This window comes from Azospirillaceae bacterium (genome assembly GCA_028283825.1).
In the GTDB taxonomy this organism is placed as follows: Bacteria; Pseudomonadota; Alphaproteobacteria; order Azospirillales; family Azospirillaceae; genus Nitrospirillum.
Map to the genome: position 1 here is coordinate 277,699 of JAPWJW010000002.1, position 16,785 is coordinate 294,483.

Consider the following 16,785-nt stretch of genomic DNA (forward strand, 5'->3'; position numbering starts at 1 on the left):
ATACGATGAAGCGTTTGGCACGCATGCTGGCCCTGTCCATCGCCCTGATGACGACGGCCGGGGCCCTGGCCGACCCCAACCCCGCGACCGGCATTCCCGACGATCCCCGGTCGTGGATGGAGGACATGGCCAACCCCCAGGCGCAGGCCTGGGGCAAGGCCGAGACGGATCGGTCCGTCACCCGGTTGCAGGCCGACCCCCGCTATGCCAGTCTGCTGGCTGAGGCGACGGCCATCGCCGAGAGCGAGGACCGGGTGCCGGCGGTCAACTTCCACCATGAGACGCTGTACAATTTGTGGCAGGACAGCGCCCATGTGCAGGGCTTGTGGCGCCGTGTCACCCTGGCCGGTTTCGCCAAGGATAAGCCCGACTGGCAGACGGTGCTGGATTTGGACGCCCTGTCAAAGGCGGAAGGCGTGAAGTGGGTGTTCCACAACCCCATTTGTGAGCCGGTCGCCCAGCGGCGCTGCATGCTGTCCCTGTCGAACGGGGGTGAGGACGCCGTCACCCAGCGGGAATTCGACCTGGAGACGCGGGCCTTCGTGCCCGGCGGCTTCACCCTGCCGCGGGCTAAGCAGAACCTGGCCTGGGCCGATGCCGACACCCTGCTGGTGGCCCGCGACTGGGGCCCCGGCACCATGAGCCAGGCGGGCTATGCCCTGGTGGTCAAGGTGCTGAAGCGCGGCCAGCCCCTGGACCAGGCGCGGGAGGTTTTCCGCGGCGGCAAGACGGACATGAGTGTCACGCCGCACGCGCTGCGCGACGCCCAGGGCCATGGCGCCCTGCTGATCGTCCGGAACGTCAGCTTCTTTGAGTCGGAGAAGTACCTGCTGGTGGACGGCCAGCCCCGGCGGCTGTCCCTGCCGCTGAAGTCCGCCGTCCACGGCCTGCACGACGGCCAGTTGATCGTGGAGGTGAAGCAGGATTGGGACGCGGGTGGCGTGGCGGTGGCCCAAGGCAGCGTCGTGGCCCTGGACCTGGCGGCCCTGACCGCCGACCCCGACCATCCCCACCCGACCGTGGTCTACGCCCCGACCTCGCGGCAGGCGCTGACCGGCGTGCGCTTCACCCGGCACCATCTGGTGCTGTCCCTGATCGACAACGTGAAGGGCCGGGTCTACGTCGCCGACCGCAATGCCGACGGCAGCTGGCGCCGCGCCTTGCTGCAACTGCCCGACAACGCCGCCATCGACGTCACCGGCGCCGACCGCGACCATGACAAGCTGGTCCTGTCGGTGACGGGCTTCCTGGATCCCAAGAGCCTGTATCTGGCCGACACCAACAGCGGATCGGTACAAAAGCTGAAGTCCAGCGCGCCGCAGTTCGACGCCTCCAAGGCGGTGGTGGAACAGCGCGAGGCGGTGTCCAGCGACGGCACCCGGATCCCGTACTTCGTGGTGCGGCCGCGCGATGTGCCGCTCGACGGCACCACGCCCACCCTGCTGACGGCCTACGGCGGCTTTGAGGTGCCGCGACTGCCCGACTATCTGGGGGCCGCCGGCAAGCTGTGGCTGGAGCGGGGCGGCGCCTATGTCTCCGCCAACATCCGGGGTGGCGGCGAATTCGGTCCCGCCTGGCATGAGGCGGGGCTGAAGACCCGGCGCCAGATCATCTATGACGACTTCGCCGCCGTCGCCCGCGACCTGGTGGCGACGAAGCTGACCAGCACCCCGCACCTGGGCATCGAGGGCCGGTCCAACGGCGGCCTGCTGATGGGGGTGGAATTCACCCAGCATCCCGAGCTGTGGCGGGCGGTGGTGATCGGCGTGCCCCTGCTGGACATGCTGCGCTTCCCCGTCATCGGGGCGGGCGCGTCGTGGATGGGGGAGTACGGCGACCCGGCGGTGCCGGCGGAACGCGCCTTCCTGGCCGGCATCTCCCCCTATCACAACCTGAAGGCCGGGGTGGCCTATCCGGAGCCCTTCTTCGTCACCTCCGCCAAGGATGACCGGGTGAACCCCGGCCATGCCCGCAAGATGGCGGCGGAAATGAAGGAGATGGGCCTGCCCTACCTCTATTATGAGAACAGCGAGGGCGGGCACCTGGGCAGCGCCAACCTGAAGGAACTCGCCCGGCGCGACGCCCTGGTGTTCACCTATCTGGCGGAAAAACTCACGACCCCGTCAGGAAATCCGCCAGGGTCAGCGCCATGACCTCCGTCGCCGCGTAAAGGTCATCGAGGGGCAGGCGCTCATCCGCGCGATGGGCGTTGGCCTCTTCGATGGTGCGGGGGCCGGCGCCGTACAGCACGGTGGGGATGCCGGCGGCGGCATAATGGCGGGCGTCGGTGTAGATCGGCACGCCCTTGGCCGCCACCGCCTCGCCCAGGATGCGGCTGGCGTGGCGGCTGAGGGTGTCGGTCAGGCGGTCGGTGCCGGGGATGGGCTTCAAGGGCTCGGCCAGCAGGATGCGGCGGACGGTCACCGTGGCCTCCGGCCGTTCGGCGGCGGCGGCCGCGATCACCTCCCGCAAGGTCGCCTCCACCGCCGCACCCTGTTCCTCCGGGATCATGCGGCGGTCCAGGCGGAAGGTGATGCGGTCGGGCACCACGTTGGTGTTGATGCCGCCGGAAATCAGGCCGACCGTCAGCTGGGGGCTGCCGATGCCGGGCACGGCCGACACCGTGGCGGCGTATCCCGCGCGGTGCCGGTACAGCCAGCTGAGGATAAGGGTCGCGGCCTCCAGCGCGTCGATGCCGGTGGCGGGCAAGGCGGCGTGGGCGGATTTGCCCCGCACCTCCACCTCCAGATGCAAACAGCCGTTGTGGGCGGTGACGATGCCGTAGCTGAAGCCGGCGGACACGGCGAAGTCCGGCTTGCTCAAGCCCTGTTCCAGCAGCCAGCGCGGCCCGATCTCCCCGCCCACCTCCTCGTCATAGGTCAGGTGCAGTTCCACCGTGCCGTCGAGGGCCACGCCCCGGCGCGCCAACTCGTCCAGCGCCATCAGGGCGTAAGTGTATGAGGCGAAATCGGATTTCGAGACGGCGACGCCGCGCCCGTACATCCAGCCGTCCTTGATGGCGGCGGCATAGGGATCGACCGTCCAGCCTTCGCCCGGCGCCACCACGTCGCCGTGGGCGTTCAGCGCGATGGTGGGGCCGCCGGTGCCGAAGCTGCGCCGCACGATCAGGTTGGCGGCGCTGACCATGCCGTTGGCCCGGACCAGGGCGTCGGGCACGACGTGCCGCTCCACGGCATAGCCCAGGCCCTCCAAAAGTTCAGCCGCGCGGGCGGCGTGGGGAGCGCAGTCGCCGGGCGGATTGTCGGACGGCACCTTGACCAGTTCCGCCAGGAAGCGCACCTGGTCGTCGCGCTTTTCCGTCAGGAATTCGTGCACGATGGCGCTATTTTCGGTCATTAAAGCGGTCCTTTGGCGGGTTCGAAACGGCGCAGGAATTCCAATAAAACGGAAACGGCCAAATCGGCGTCTTCCGCGGTGATGGCCTCATCCGGATGATGGCTGATACCGCCCTTGCAGCGCACGAACAGCATGGCGATGGGGCACAGCGGCGCCAGCGCCATGGCGTCGTGCCCCGCCCCGCTGGGCAGGTGGTGGGGGATGATGCCGGCCCGCGCCACGGCGTGGCCCAGCTGGCGCATCAGGTCGGGGTGGCAGTGGGCGGCGGGGGCGTCGTGCGCCGGTTGGACCGCCAGCCCCACCCCCCGCCGCGCGGCGATGGCGGCCAGGGTGTCCAGCAGCCCGGCTGCGGCGGCCTTGCGGCTGGCGTCGCGGGGGGATCGCAGGTCGATGGTGAAGATCGCCTGGCCGGGGATGACGTTGACCGCACCCGGCCTGGCCTCGATCCGGCCCACGGTCGCCACCAGGTCGGGCTCGGCCTGGGTGCAGGCCTCCACCGCCAGCACCATCTCCGCCGCCGCCGCCAGCGGGTCGCGGCGCAGGGCCATGGGCACGGTGCCGGCGTGCCCCGCCAGGCCGGTGACGGTGACGGTATAGCGCGACGCGCCATTGATGGCGGTGACGATGCCCAGCGCCAGGCCCTGCGCCTCCAGCACCGGCCCCTGCTCGATATGCACCTCGACGAAGCCCAGCACGCGGGATGGGTCGCGCGCCACCCCGCCCAGGCCGGCGGGGTCGCAGCCGAAGGCCCGCAAGGCGTCGCCCAGCGTGACGCCATCGCGGTCGCGCATGTCCAGGGCGCCGGGCGCCAGGGTGCCGGCCACCCCCCGGCTACCGGTCAGGGTGGTGGGAAAACGCACCCCTTCCTCATCGCCGAAGCCCAGTACCTCGATGGCGTAGGGCAGGCGCTCACCACTGCGGTTCAGTTCCGCCACCGCCGCCACCGCCGCCAGCACGCCCAGGTTCCCGTCATACTTGCCGGCGTTGCGCACCGTGTCGATGTGCGAGCCCAGCAGCAGGGCGGGCAGGCCCGGCACCGTCCCCTCATAGCGCCCCACCACCGTGCCGGTGGCGTCCAGGTGTGCCGCCATGCCGGCCTCACCCATCCAGGCCAGCAGCTCATCGGCGGCGGCGCGATGCTCCGGCGTCAGGTACAGGCGGGTCAGGGCCGGCGCTTCGGCCGTGTGCCGGGCGAAGGCGTCCAGCCGCGCCATCAGCGGCCCGCCGAATTCCCCGCTCACGCCAGCATCTCCTTCAGGCGCAACCACGCGATGCGCTCCACCTGCGCCGTGGCGGTGGCGAATTCCACCTCCGCGTCGTTGTCCACGCGGGCGGCGAAGTTCTCCAGGATGGCGGCGCGGGTCAGGCCGCGCACCGCCAGGATGAAGGGGAAGCCGAAGCGCGCCTTGTAGGTGTCGTTCAATTCCTGGAACCGCGCGTATTCCTCCGGTGTGCACTTGTCCAGGCCGGCCGACGCCTGCTCCGCCGACGAGTCCGCCGTCAGTTCCCCCCGGATGGCCAGGCGCCCGGCCAGGTCCGGGTGGGCCAGCAGCACGCCCAGGCGCCGCTCACGCGATGCGGCGCGGAACTGGGCCACCAAGGCTGCGTGCAGCCCTTCGGCCGTGTCGGCATCGTCGGGCAGGCCGGCGTCCCAGGCGGCTTCCGCGATCCAGGGCGAATGTTCGAACACCCCGCCGAAGCGGGCAACGAAGGCGTCGCGCCCGCTCATTCGCCACCGCCCTTGTACGGATGGCGCGCATGCCAATGCCGGGCGATGTCGGCCCGCCTGGCGAACCACACGCCCTCATGCCCCCGGGCATAGTCCAGGAAGCGTTCCAGCGCCTGGATGCGCCCCGGCCGGCCCACCAGGCGGCAGTGCAGGCCGACGGACATCATGCGCGGCGTCTCCGCCCCCTCGGCATACAGGGCGTCGAAGCTGTCCTTGAGATAGGTGAAGAACTGGTCGCCGCAGTTGAAACCCTGCACCTGGGCGAAGCGCATGTCATTGCAGTCCAGGGTGTAGGGCACGATCAGCTGCGGCCGGTCGCCCACCCGCTGCCAATAGGGCAGGTCGTCGTCATAGGCGTCGGCGTCGTACAGGAACCCGCCATGCTCCGCCACTAGGCGGCGGGTGTTGGGGCTGGTGCGGCCGGTGTACCAGCCCACCGGCCGCGTGCCGCTGATCTGTTCCAGGATGGTCATGGCGCGCGCCATGTGCGCCGCCTCTTCGGCGGGGTCCATATACTGGTAGTTGATCCAGCGATAGCCGTGGCTGGCGATCTCATGGCCCTGGTCCACCATGGCGCGGATGATTTCCGGATGGCGTTCCGCCGCCATGGCGACGGCGAAGACGGTCAGGGGAATGCCCTTGCGCTCGAACAGCCGCAGCAGGCGCCAGACGCCGACGCGCGATCCGTATTCGTACAGCGATTCCATGGACATGTGGCGCACGCCGGCCAGAGGCTGGGCTGCCACCATTTCCGACAGGAAGGCCTCCGACGCGGCATCACCGTGCAGCACGCAGTTCTCGCCGCCCTCCTCATAGTTCAGCACCAGCTGCACCGCGATGCGGGCGGCGTTCGGCCAGTCCGCCTGGGGCGGCCGCGCGCCGTAACCGATCAGGTCGCGGGGATAGTCCGCATTCATCATGCCCTTGGATCCCCTGTTTTCTTACCGCCGGGACACCGAAGGGTCCAGCATGGGGGGCCAGCATATCGCGCCCCGGGCGCCGGGCGCTTTCCTGATTGTTTTGAAAGTCTTTCCAGGGTGGCTGGGCTGACGGGGCACCGCACCCCATGTACCTTTTGTGCACAAGCGAAAATAGGGCGACGAACGGGCGGATGGCATGAGTACGGGCTCCACGGATTCATCAGGGAAAACGGGCGGGCGGCTGACCACCCACGTGCTGGACACCATGGCCGGGCGGCCGGGTGCCGGCATCGCCGTGACCCTGGACCGCCTGGACGCGGCCGGCGCCCGCACCCGCGTGGCCACAGCCCGCACCAACGCCGATGGCCGCTGCGACGCGCCGCTGCTGGCGGGCGACGCCCTGGCGGTGGGGCGGTATGAGCTGACCTTCGCCGTCGGCGCCTATTTCCGCGCCGTCGGCGTGCCCCTGACGGAGCCGCCCTTCCTGGATGAGGTGCCGATCCGCTTCGCGATATCGGACGCCGGCCAGCACTACCACGTGCCGCTGCTGATCTCCCCCTACGCCTATTCCACCTACCGGGGCAGTTGAGATGGCGCATCGCCGCACCATCCGTTTCCTGCTGGGCGAGGAATTGCGGGAACTGACCGACGTCGATCCCACCCTGACGGTGCTGGACTGGCTGCGCGGCGCCGAACGGCGCATCGGCACCAAGGAAGGCTGTGCCGAGGGCGATTGCGGCGCCTGCACCGTGGTGGTGGGGCGCCTGGTGGATGGCGCGGTGCGGTATGAGGCCATCAACGCCTGCATCCGCTTCGTCGCCACCCTGGATGGCTGCCAGCTGCTGACGGTGGAACATCTGCGGCGGCCGGACGGCGGCCTGCACCCGGTGCAGCAGGCGATGGTGGACTGCCACGGGTCGCAATGCGGCTTCTGCACCCCCGGTTTCGTCATGTCGATGTACGCCCTGGATAGGGCGGAGGCGTGCCCCGATGAGGGCCGTATCGACGACGCCCTGGCCGGCAACCTCTGCCGCTGCACCGGCTACGCCCCCATCGTGGCGGCGGCGCGGCGCCTGGCGGAAACCGAGCGCGCGCCCGACCATATCGATGCCGCCCTGCCCACCGTCACCCGCGCCCTGACCGCCCTGGCCGATGCCCGCGTGGTGGAAACCGGGCGGGATGGCCGCCGCTTCCTGGCGCCGGCCACGGTGGACCAGCTGGCCGACCTGGTGCTGGCCGAACCCGGCGCCACCATCGTTTCCGGCGCCACCGACGTGGGCCTGTGGGTGACCAAGCACCAGAAGGTGCTGCCCACAATCATCTACACCGGCCGCGTCACCGATCTCGCCCAGGTGCGCGACGGGGGCGACGCGCTGGAACTGGGGGCCGGCGTCACCTTCACCGCCGCCAAGGCGGCCTTGGGCGCCCTGCACCCCGATTTGGGCGAACTGCTGCGCCGGGTGGGGGCGGAACAGGTGCGCAACGCCGGCACCATCGGCGGCAACATCGCCAACGGCTCCCCCATCGGTGACACGCCGCCGGCCCTGATCGCGCTGGGCGCCAGCCTGACCCTGCGCCGGGGGGCCGCCCGCCGCACCCTGGCGCTGGAGGATTTCTTCCTGGCCTACGGCAAACAGGACCGGTTGCCGGGTGAATTCGTGGAGAGCGTCACGGTGCCCAAGCCAGACCCCGGCGACCGGTTCGCGGCCTACAAGATTTCCAAGCGCTTCGACCAGGACATCTCCGCCCTGTGCGCCTGTTTCCTGGTGACGGTGGATGGGGACAGCATCGTCACCCGCGCCCGCCTGGCCTATGGCGGCATGGCGGGCACGCCCAAGCGCGCCACCGTGGCCGAGGCGGCGCTGGTCGGCCGTCCCTGGGACGCGGCGGCGGCGCTGGCGGCCAAGGCCGCCCTGGCCCAGGACTTCGCGCCCTTGAGCGACTGGCGCGCCAGTGCCACCTATCGTCTGACGGTGGCCGGCAACCTTCTGCTGAAGTTCCAGGTTGAGTCGTCACCGGACGCCCCGGCCACGCGGGTGCTGGCGGGCCGGCATTGCCCCACTGGGCATTGCGATGTCGCAAGCGGAGGCATGTCCCATGCCTGACAAGACGCCGATTGATATTCCCGGGCCCGTGGAAACCCGCCGCATCGACGGCGCCGTCCACGTCAGCCGCCGCCACGAAAGCGCCCACAAGCATGTGAGTGGTGAGGCGCTGTACATCGACGATATCGCGGAACCGGCGGGCCTGCTGCATGTGCAACTGGGCCTGGCCGCCCGCGCCCATGCCCGCATCCTGTCGCTGGACCTGGACGCCGTGCGCGCGGCCCCCGGCGTGGTGGCGGTGTTCACCGCCGCCGATGTGCCGGGCGTCAACGACATCGGCGCCGGCCAGCGCCATGATGAGCCGCTGTTCGCCGAGGGCCTGGCGGAATATGACGGCCATCCCCTGTTCGCCGTGGCGGCCGAAACGCGGGAGGCGGCGCGCCGCGCCGTGCTGCTGGCCAAGGTCCAGTATGACGACCTGGACCCGGTGCTGGACATCCAGGCGGCGCGGGATGCCGGCGGCACGCTGGTCACCGCCCCCATGACGCTCAGCCTGGGTGACGCGGATGCGGCGATGAAGGCCGCCCCCCGCACCCTGTCGGGCCGCATGGCCATCGGCGGGCAGGAGCATTTCTACCTGGAAAGCCAGATCGCGCTGGCCATCCCGGGGGAGGATGAGGACGTGCTGGTCCACGTCTCCACCCAACACCCCAGTGAGGTGCAGCACATCGTGGCCCATGTGCTGGACATCCCCGACGGCGCGGTGACGGTGGAGGTGCGGCGCATGGGCGGCGGCTTCGGCGGCAAGGAAACCCAGGCCAATCTGTTCGCCGCCTGTGCCGCCCTGGTGGCCAAGAAGACCGGCCGGGCGGCCAAGCTGCGCCCCGACCGCGACGATGACTTCCGCATCACCGGCAAGCGCCATGATTTCGAGGTCGACTATAAGATTGGCTTCGACGACGACGGCCGCATCCAGGCGGCGGACATGCTGTTCGCCGCGCGCTGCGGTTTCGCCGCCGACCTGTCGGGGCCGGTGACCGACCGCGCCCTGTTCCATGCCGACAATTGCTATTTCTACGGCAACGCCCGCATGTCCTCCCTGCCCTTGAAGACCAACACGGTGTCCAACACCGCCTTTCGTGGTTTCGGCGGGCCGCAGGGCATGGTGGCGGCCGAACGGGTGGTGGAGGAGGTGGCGTTCGCCACCGGCCTGGACCCGCTGGACGTACGGCAACGCAACTTCTACGGCACCACCGACCGCAACGTGACGCCCTATCACCAGACGGTGGAGGACAACATCATTCCGTCCCTGGTGGCGGATCTCGAGGAATGGTCGGACTATCGCGCCCGCCGGCGGGCCATCCGTGAATTCAATGCGACCAGCCCTTACCTGCGCCGGGGCTTGGCCCTGACGCCGGTGAAGTTCGGCATCTCCTTCACCTTCACGCCCTATAACCAGGGCGGGGCCTTGATCCACATCTACACCGACGGGTCCATCCATCTGAACCATGGCGGGACGGAGATGGGCCAGGGTTTGAACACCAAGGTGGCGCAGGTGGTGGCGGATGAGTTCCAGGTGGACATCGGCCGCATCCGCATCACCGCCACCACCACCGGCAAGGTGCCCAACACCTCCGCCACCGCCGCCTCCTCCGGGTCCGACATCAACGGCAAGGCGGCGCAGAACGCGGCCCGGACACTGAAGGCCCGGCTGGTGGACTTCGCCGCCGGCCATTGGTCGGTGGATCCGGCGGCTGTGGCCTTCACCGCCGACGGCGTGGCCGTGGGTGAGCAGATGGTGGCCTTCAGGGATTTCGTGAAATTGGCCTACATGGGCCGGGTGTCCCTATCGGCCACCGGCTATTACAAGACACCCAAGATCCATTGGGACCGGGCCAAGGGCCAGGGCCGGCCCTTCCTCTACTACGCCTATGGTGCCGCGGTGGCGGAGGTGACGGTGGACACCCTGACCGGCGAATACACCGTGGACCAGGTGGACATCCTGCATGATTGCGGCGACAGCCTGAACCCGGCCCTGGACCAGGGCCAGGTGGAGGGCGGGTTCATCCAGGGCATGGGCTGGCTGACGACCGAGGAGCTGTGGTGGGATGCCAAGGGCCGCCTGCGCACCCACGCGCCCAGCACCTATAAAATCCCCGCCTGCGGCGACCGCCCCCGCCGTTTCAACGTCCGCCTGGTGCAGAACAGCCCGAATGTGGAGGACACCATCCACCGGTCCAAGGCGGTGGGCGAACCGCCGCTGATGCTGGGCATTTCCGTGCTGCACGCCCTGTCCGACGCGGTGGCCAGCGTGGCGGACCATAGATTCTGCCCGCAGCTGGACGCGCCGGCCACGCCGGAACGGGTACTGGCCACCATCGAACGCCTGCGCGCCCGCGCGGCCGGAAGTGCACCATGACGAGGATTCCCCTGTCCGCTCCCGGCCCGCTGTCGGCCACCCTGGCCGCCCACCTGAACGCGGGCGAGGCCCTGGCCCTGGTGACGGTGGTGGAGGCGCGCGGCTCCACCCCGCGTGAGGTCGGCGCCTGCATCGCCGTGGGCCTGGACTGGCAATTGGGCACGGTGGGCGGCGGCCGGCTGGAACATCTGGGCCTGGAAACTGCCCGGCGCCTGTTGGTCGAGGGCGGGGAACCGGTGCGCCTGGACGTGCCCCTGGGGCCGGCGGTGGGCCAGTGCTGTGGCGGCCACGTGGTGCTGACGGTGGAACGGGTGGATGGTGCCGTGTTGTACCGCCTGCGCGCGGCGGAGGCCACGGCCCTGGCCGGCCAGCCCTGGCTGATGCTGTTCGGCGCCGGCCATGTCGGCAAGGCCATGGCCTATGCCGTGGCGCCGTTGCCGCTGCGCCTGGTTTGGGTGGATGGCCGGGCGGCCGAATTCCCGCCCGACCCGCCGGCCGATGCCGACATTCGCGTCGCGACCGACATGCCGGGGCAGGTGGCGCTGGCTCCGCCGGGCACCGGCTTCCTGATCATGACCCACAACCACGATCTGGATTTCGCCATCACGGCGGCGGCGGTGCAGCGCACCGATGCCGCCTATGTCGGCATGATCGGGTCACACACCAAACGCCAGCGTTTCTCCCGCTGGTACACGGCGCAGGGGTTTGACCCCGATCCTCTGAAGCGCCTGGTCTGCCCCATCGGCGGCAACCAGCTCTCCGACAAGCGGCCGCAGGTCATCGCCACCCTGGCGGCGGCGGAGGTGCTGGTGGCCCTGCTGCGCCGCGCACCGGAGGCGACGGTGATGCTGGACGCCGCCGGGGGCATTTAGAGGGGCGCGCCATGATCTACCTGGACCATCTGGCCAGTACGCCCCTGGACCCTGATGTTTTGGCCGCCATGCTGCCCTGGTTCCAGCCGGACCATGCCGGCAACGCCCAGTCCGTCCACCATGCCCCCGGTCGCCTAGCCGCCCGCGCCCTCAAGGATGCCGCCAGCACCGTGGCCGCCTTGGTGGACGCCCCGGCCGATGCCACCGTGCTTTTCACTCCCAGCGCCAGTGAGGCCAACCGCCTGGCGCTGGAAGGCCTGGCGCCGGCGGCGGCACCCCTGCTGATCTCATCCATCGAACATGACAGCGTGCTGCGCGCCGTGGACCGTCTGCGCGCCCAGGGCCGGTCGGTGACCTGGGTGCCGGTGGACGGCCAGGGCGTGATCCGCCTGGACGCGCTGGCCTCCGCCCTTGAGGCCGCCCCGCGTCCCGCCTTCCTGTCGCTGATGGCCGCGAATAATGAGGTCGGCAGCCTGCAACCCATGGACGCCATCGCCGACCTCTGCCGCCGCCACGGCGCCCTGTGGCATTGCGACGGGGTGCAGCGGGTGGCGACCGGTTCCTTACCGCTCGGGGGAGAAAACGGCGGCGGCCCCGACCTGGTCACCCTGTCGGCGCACAAGCTTTATGGGCCGCAAGGCGTGGGCGCCCTGGTGGTGCGTGCCGGCCTGGCCCCCGCCACCCCCTGGTCCTGGGGCACGCCGCCCACCGCCCCGGTCGTCGGGTTCGCGGCGGCGGCCCGCCTGGTGCTGGACCGCCGCGACGCCGACCGCGCCCATCTGGCGGCACTCACCGCCCGCCTGTGGAACGCTCTGGCCGCCGCCATCCCCGGCATCACCCGCAACGGTCCGGCCGACGGCCTTCCCGGCTGCCTCAACGTCACCCTGCCGGGCGTGGACGCCGCCGACCTGCTGCTGGACCTGCCCGACCTGGCGCTGTCCACCGGTTCCGCCTGCCGATCTGCCACCGGCCGGCCCTCGCATGTCTTGACCGCGCTGGGCCTGGACGCCAGCTCAACCTATGGCAGCCTGCGCTTCGGCCTGGGCCGGGACACCACGGCGGACGCCGTGGACCAGGCGGCGGCAATGATCGCGGGGGCGCTGCCGGCCCGCTGAGAACAGGGCCTGGGAACGGGAAGCATGCGGCCGATGTCCAATGACCCGATGTCCGATGATGACGCCGTTGTCTTTTGGCTGATGCAGGGCGATCCCGCCATCCGCTGGCAGGTGATGCGCGACCTGCTGGATTTGCCCGAGGCGGTATGGACGCCGGAACGGGCCAAGGTGGAAACCGAAGGTTGGGGCGCCCGGCTGCTGGCCTGCCAGGACGCCGACGGCCAGTGGGCGGGCGGCGCCTTCGTTCCTGCCGATTTCACCCCTGAGGATTGGCGGGCGGAGGGCCAGCCCTGGACCGCCACCGCCTTCGCGCTCAGCCAGCTGCGCGAATTCGGCCTGGACCCGGCCACCCCCCGCGCCCAACGCACCGTGGCCCTGGTGGGCGCCAATTCCCGCTGGGACGAAGGCGGCCAGCCCTACTGGCAGGGCGAGGTGGAGGAATGCATCAACGGCCGCACCGTGGCCGATGGCGCCTATTTCGGCATCGACGTCTCCGCCATCGTCGACCGCCTGCTGGGCGAACGCCAGCCGGACGGCGGCTGGAACTGCGAACGGGCCAACGGCTCCACCCGCTCCTCCTTCGCCACCACCCTCAACGTGCTGGACGGCCTGCTGGAATATGAGAAGGCCACCGGCGGCACCCCCGCCTCCCGCGCGGCCCGCGCCTCGGGCGAGGACTATCTGCTGACCCGCGGCCTGTTCCGCCGCCTGGCCACCGGGGAGGCCGCCGACCCCCAATTCCTCGACCTGCTGCACCCCAACCGCTGGCGCTACGACGTCCTGCGCGCCCTGGACCATTTCCGCGCCGCCGGCCTGTTCGCCGGCACCGCCCCCGATCCCCGCCTGGCCGAGGCCGTGGCCCACCTGCGCTGCCGCCAGGGGGCGGACGGCACCTGGCCGCTGGACTGGCAGATCCGGGGACGGGTGTGGTTCCAGATGGACGAGGGGCCGGGCCGGCCGTCCCGCTGGATCACCCTGCGGGCGCTGCGGGTGCTGAAGTGGTGGGGGCGGGGGTGATTGTGGGAAAAGTTGGGAGAGAAAGAGAGTATAAGGTCAGATGACCTTGCGTCTTCCGAAAGTTGTGATGAGCAGCGAGGGCGAGTTTGACCCTAGGAAACCAGATCGCGGGCGCCGGACAGGTGGTGATTGCTGCCCCTGCCAACCAAGTGGGCTCGACCCTTGTAGTGCAGATGCAGTCACTCCTTACTGCGCCGTATCGGATTGAAACCGGCGTCGTAGTAGATTCTCAGGGCAATGAGTCTGAGCCGTTTGCCACCTTGGTTTGCATCGGCGACCAACCGACCAGCGGTAGCGCGCGGGCCGTGGTGCCGGTCGAAAGTGTGGCCGCCGCCGTCGATGTTTCCCATACGCTGGACTTATACCAAAGAGCGTTAATTACGACCCATGTGCCCACTGCCTGCGTCCAATGGACATGATGCGGTAAGGCTGTTCGACGAGTTTGTTCCAGGCGTGGCAGCAGTGCTCGACGATGTCGTCATAGTTCTGGAAGATGCGATTTGAGAGCCAGTTGTCGCGCATGAACTGCCAGAGGTTTTCGACGGGGTTGAGTTCCGGGCAGCGGGGCGGCAAGGGCATGAGCGTGATGTTGGCTGGCACAATGAGTTCGGCCGAGCTATGCCAACCGGCCTGATCAAGGATGAGGACGGCGTGCGCGCCCGGCGCGACGTGGACGGCGATTTCCTGGAGATGGCTGTTCATCGCGGCGGTGTTGCAGCGGGGCATGACGATGCCGGCCCCTTTGCCCTCGGCGGGGCAGATGGCGCCGAAGATCCAGGCCGAGGCCCGGCGCTGATCCTTCGGTGCTGACGGCCTGGTACCAATCCTGGCCCAACGCCGGGTGAGCTCGGTCTGCTGGCCGATCCTCGCCTCGTCCTGCCACCACAACTCTATGGGCGTTCCCGGCGGGAGGTGGTGCCGGATGCCCGCCAGGCGGGTTGCGAAGGTTTTTTAAAATCGGTGATGTCCTCGGGCTTCTGGCCGCGATGGCGCGGCCGGGCCGAGAGCTTGCGATAGCCCAGCGCGCGCAATTCGCGGCCAAGGGTGAAGCGCGTCACCGACACACCAAACTCATCCCACAGCAACTGGGCCAGATCGACAAGCCGCCAGCGCACGACGCCATGCACGGCCGGGATCGGCCCGGCTTCGACGGCCGCGGCCAGGCGCGCGCGCTGTGTATCGTTCAGCAACGGCGCTTTGCCGGGCGCCTTGCGTGTAGCCAGGCCGTCCGGGCCATCCGCGTTGAAACGAAGAACCCAATCCCGCACGATCTGCAGCGTCACACCAGCCGTCCTGGCCGCTTCACCCCGGCTCCGGCCGTCGAGGATCTGCGCCAGGGCCAACAACCGCCGAACCTGGTCAGCATCGCCGCATCGGCGCGCGAATTGGCGCAAAGCCGCCGCTGAATAATCCGAACGAACCTCAACTGCCGAACCCATCGCAAGCCTCCTCTTTGCCTGCTCTGGTGAATCAGAAAATCAGCCCGAAGGGAATCCCCTTAGCGAGAGTCGCCATCAGCGCTCGTTGGTATTAGATGGCTTGGCTGCGGCCTACTCCCGGGTGGCTGCGGTCAAGGCCATGAAGAAGACTGTGGCTGCGCCGGGTGCCAATACCATCGAGGCCACATTGGGCGTCGTCTTTGCCATCGATGCGGCAGTGCCTCTTGAGGACCTTGCGGCCGAACTCGAACGCTTGAATGCTCGCACACCATCGGACTATTGGGTTGACGCCGTCGTCATCGCCGCCAAGGGCCAGATCGCCTATATGGCTCAATGGGTCGGCGATAAATCCTTGGGCTTGCTCCTGCCGCCTTCACCAGGGGCCAATCTCAAGACGGCGTTTCCCTGTTATGCCGTCATGATGATTTCGGCGTCAGGCGCGGGCACGTTCAACTTGGCTATGCACATGCTATTGGGGCAGATGGCCCGGTGGTCGCATGGCTACGCCCTCCCAGGGAATGAAACGATCCTGGAAAGCGTGCAACGACAGGGTCTGGTTACGACCGGTTACTGGTACGACCGCATGGGTGAGCTGCGGCCGGTGCCGCGCAATCAATACAACGACCGTGCCATGCCTCCGAAGTCGGTTGCCCTTTACCCCCGAGGCGGAAAAGAGCCGTTGGCCGCGATGTGCTTCGTCCCCTGGCAGTATGGTGGCGTCGTACTGCTCCAGGGCAAGCTCCCGCTCGAAGGGATGCTGGTCTTTCTTAGCGGCATCATCGACGCCGAGGCCTTCAAAACCATTCGAAAGGTGACCAGGGATAAGCTCCAGATTTCCAGCGTGCTGCCGATCAGGGAGTCGCAGTACCAAGCGATGCTGCGGAACATCCAGCAGCGTGGTGGGCTCGACGTGAAGCCCAACGAAGGAAAATTTGTCGTTCAAAAGCTTGCCGATGAAGGCACTGGCACGCCCTTCATGGCACGTGTTTTCTATGGCCTGATGAAGATGGCGGACACCCTGGATGCCGAAAGGGAGCCTTTCCTGGCTGCTCATCACACCTTGCTGAAGACTCTGCTCGAAATCCGGGACATGGCGAAGGACATCGCCAAGACCTGGAAGGACCATGCTCGCAAAGTAGATGAGGGTTCTATCGTCGAGCGGGTGGGTATCCATATCCGGATTACCGAAAATGTGGACCGGCAGCTCGGGCGATTGACCAATGAATTCCTGAGCGGCGCAACCCGCTCCTTCAAGGAACGGATGCAAGCCACTGCGCGTTCGCTCGGGCTCGACATCGGTTTCCTGTATCAGAAGCAGTCCCCTTTTGAGCGCGGTCTAGCGGCACTCGAGCTGACCGACCCGGCATTAGCGGCATATCTGCGCGAAGCTCGCAGATGGGGCGACATATTGGTTAACACGCGAAACCTTCTTGATCACGGCAACTGGGCTCTTCACAGCACCACCATCACCGACGTGGGTGGCAAGATTTTCGCGACCGAACCGACAATTGACGGGATACCGGTAACCGAATGGGTCGCCGACAAGACCGACAGAGTACTGTGTTTTGTCGAGGATGTAGTCGCCCATGGCATTCAGCGGAGAATGAGGCCTGCCATCACCTTAGCTGAAGTACCGCTCGCTCAGCGCTCGGCCGAGATGCCCCTTCGGTTCCAAAACACTCTCACCAGCGGCGGAGCACCGACATGGCAGATCACGTATCATGGCAGCCGGTTCGACGAGACCTGACAGCCCGTTGGGGTCATTATCCCCCCCGCCTTTCCATGATTTTTGAAGCTGTTGCCGATAACGCCCCCCTGGCGCCCGGGGGAACAGCCCCCTAGCCTGTTGCGGTTGCGAAAAGAACGGGGGCA

13 protein-coding genes are annotated in these 16,785 nt (G+C 68.5%); 8 read left to right on the plus strand and 5 right to left on the minus strand.

Features of this window, described 5'->3' with window-relative positions:
- The first annotated feature begins 5 nt into the window (after nucleotides 1-5).
- A complete protein-coding gene (locus tag PW843_09945; GenBank protein ID MDE1146929.1) occupies nucleotides 6-2,153 on the plus strand; it encodes a prolyl oligopeptidase family serine peptidase in 2,148 nt (715 codons plus the stop codon).
- Here PW843_09945 and PW843_09950 read toward each other — a convergent pair.
- Genes PW843_09950 through puuE form a run of 4 tightly spaced genes read right to left on the minus strand, consistent with a single transcriptional unit; the run spans nucleotide 2,113 to nucleotide 6,003 of the window.
- Nucleotides 2,113-3,357: a M20/M25/M40 family metallo-hydrolase gene (locus tag PW843_09950; GenBank protein ID MDE1146930.1), complete on the minus strand. Its 1,245-nt coding sequence runs from the start codon at nucleotides 3,355-3,357 to the stop codon at nucleotides 2,113-2,115. The two genes, PW843_09945 and PW843_09950, sit on opposite strands and share 41 nt — an antisense overlap.
- Nucleotides 3,357-4,598, minus strand: coding sequence for an allantoate amidohydrolase (locus PW843_09955; protein ID MDE1146931.1), 1,242 nt, complete (start codon nucleotides 4,596-4,598; stop codon nucleotides 3,357-3,359). The genes PW843_09950 and PW843_09955 overlap by 1 nt, the downstream gene beginning before the upstream one ends.
- Complete coding sequence (uraD, locus tag PW843_09960; GenBank protein MDE1146932.1) at nucleotides 4,595-5,086, minus strand: 2-oxo-4-hydroxy-4-carboxy-5-ureidoimidazoline decarboxylase; 492 nt, start codon at nucleotides 5,084-5,086, stop codon at nucleotides 4,595-4,597. The genes PW843_09955 and uraD overlap by 4 nt, the downstream gene beginning before the upstream one ends.
- Nucleotides 5,083-6,003: an allantoinase PuuE gene (puuE, locus tag PW843_09965; protein MDE1146933.1), complete on the minus strand. Its 921-nt coding sequence runs from the start codon at nucleotides 6,001-6,003 to the stop codon at nucleotides 5,083-5,085. Before puuE ends, uraD begins: the two co-directional genes overlap by 4 nt.
- Nucleotides 6,004-6,202: 199 nt before the next feature.
- Between puuE and uraH the strand changes: the two genes are divergently transcribed.
- From uraH to PW843_09995, 6 genes are read left to right on the plus strand one after another with little or no spacing between them, the layout of a single operon-like run.
- Complete coding sequence (gene uraH, locus PW843_09970) at nucleotides 6,203-6,595, plus strand: hydroxyisourate hydrolase (GenBank protein ID MDE1146934.1); 393 nt, start codon at nucleotides 6,203-6,205, stop codon at nucleotides 6,593-6,595.
- A 1-nt stretch (nucleotide 6,596) separates the two neighbouring features.
- Nucleotides 6,597-8,111, plus strand: coding sequence for a xanthine dehydrogenase small subunit (gene xdhA / locus PW843_09975; GenBank protein MDE1146935.1), 1,515 nt, complete (start codon nucleotides 6,597-6,599; stop codon nucleotides 8,109-8,111).
- The gene (xdhB, locus tag PW843_09980; GenBank protein MDE1146936.1) at nucleotides 8,104-10,470 is read left to right on the plus strand and encodes a xanthine dehydrogenase molybdopterin binding subunit; all 2,367 of its coding nucleotides are present in this window, start codon (nucleotides 8,104-8,106) and stop codon (nucleotides 10,468-10,470) included. Before xdhA ends, xdhB begins: the two co-directional genes overlap by 8 nt.
- Nucleotides 10,467-11,342: a xanthine dehydrogenase accessory protein XdhC gene (gene xdhC / locus PW843_09985; protein MDE1146937.1), complete on the plus strand. Its 876-nt coding sequence runs from the start codon at nucleotides 10,467-10,469 to the stop codon at nucleotides 11,340-11,342. The genes xdhB and xdhC overlap by 4 nt, the downstream gene beginning before the upstream one ends.
- An 11-nt stretch (nucleotides 11,343-11,353) precedes the next feature.
- The gene (locus PW843_09990) at nucleotides 11,354-12,457 is read left to right on the plus strand and encodes an aminotransferase class V-fold PLP-dependent enzyme (protein MDE1146938.1); all 1,104 of its coding nucleotides are present in this window, start codon (nucleotides 11,354-11,356) and stop codon (nucleotides 12,455-12,457) included.
- 33 nt (nucleotides 12,458-12,490) lie between these two features.
- A complete protein-coding gene (locus PW843_09995; protein MDE1146939.1) occupies nucleotides 12,491-13,474 on the plus strand; it encodes a hypothetical protein in 984 nt (327 codons plus the stop codon).
- Between the two features lie 378 nt (nucleotides 13,475-13,852).
- Here PW843_09995 and PW843_10000 read toward each other — a convergent pair.
- A protein-coding gene (locus PW843_10000) for an IS630 family transposase (protein MDE1146940.1) occupies nucleotides 13,853-14,913 on the minus strand; the annotation gives its coding sequence in 2 pieces (ribosomal slippage) (nucleotides 13,853-14,421 and nucleotides 14,421-14,913; 1,062 coding nt in all).
- 100 nt (nucleotides 14,914-15,013) lie between these two features.
- On the opposite strand from PW843_10000, the gene PW843_10005 reads away from it, so the two are divergent.
- A complete protein-coding gene (locus PW843_10005) occupies nucleotides 15,014-16,660 on the plus strand; it encodes a hypothetical protein (GenBank protein MDE1146941.1) in 1,647 nt (548 codons plus the stop codon).
- Nucleotides 16,661-16,785 lie beyond the last annotated feature (125 nt).

Bases quoted from the DNA above. Each gene is read 5' to 3' on its own strand.
- PW843_09945 (MDE1146929.1), top strand. From the start codon at position 6: ATGAAGCGTTTGGCACGCATGCTGGCCCTGTCCATCGCCCTGATGACG.
- PW843_09950 (MDE1146930.1), bottom strand. From the start codon at position 3,357: ATGACCGAAAATAGCGCCATCGTGCACGAATTCCTGACGGAAAAGCGC.
- uraD (MDE1146932.1), bottom strand. From the start codon at position 5,086: ATGAGCGGGCGCGACGCCTTCGTTGCCCGCTTCGGCGGGGTGTTCGAA.
- puuE (MDE1146933.1), bottom strand. From the start codon at position 6,003: ATGAATGCGGACTATCCCCGCGACCTGATCGGTTACGGCGCGCGGCCG.
- uraH (MDE1146934.1), top strand. From the start codon at position 6,203: ATGAGTACGGGCTCCACGGATTCATCAGGGAAAACGGGCGGGCGGCTG.
- xdhA (MDE1146935.1), top strand. From the start codon at position 6,597: ATGGCGCATCGCCGCACCATCCGTTTCCTGCTGGGCGAGGAATTGCGG.
- xdhB (MDE1146936.1), top strand. From the start codon at position 8,104: ATGCCTGACAAGACGCCGATTGATATTCCCGGGCCCGTGGAAACCCGC.
- xdhC (MDE1146937.1), top strand. From the start codon at position 10,467: ATGACGAGGATTCCCCTGTCCGCTCCCGGCCCGCTGTCGGCCACCCTG.
- PW843_09990 (MDE1146938.1), top strand. From the start codon at position 11,354: ATGATCTACCTGGACCATCTGGCCAGTACGCCCCTGGACCCTGATGTT.
- PW843_09995 (MDE1146939.1), top strand. From the start codon at position 12,491: ATGTCCAATGACCCGATGTCCGATGATGACGCCGTTGTCTTTTGGCTG.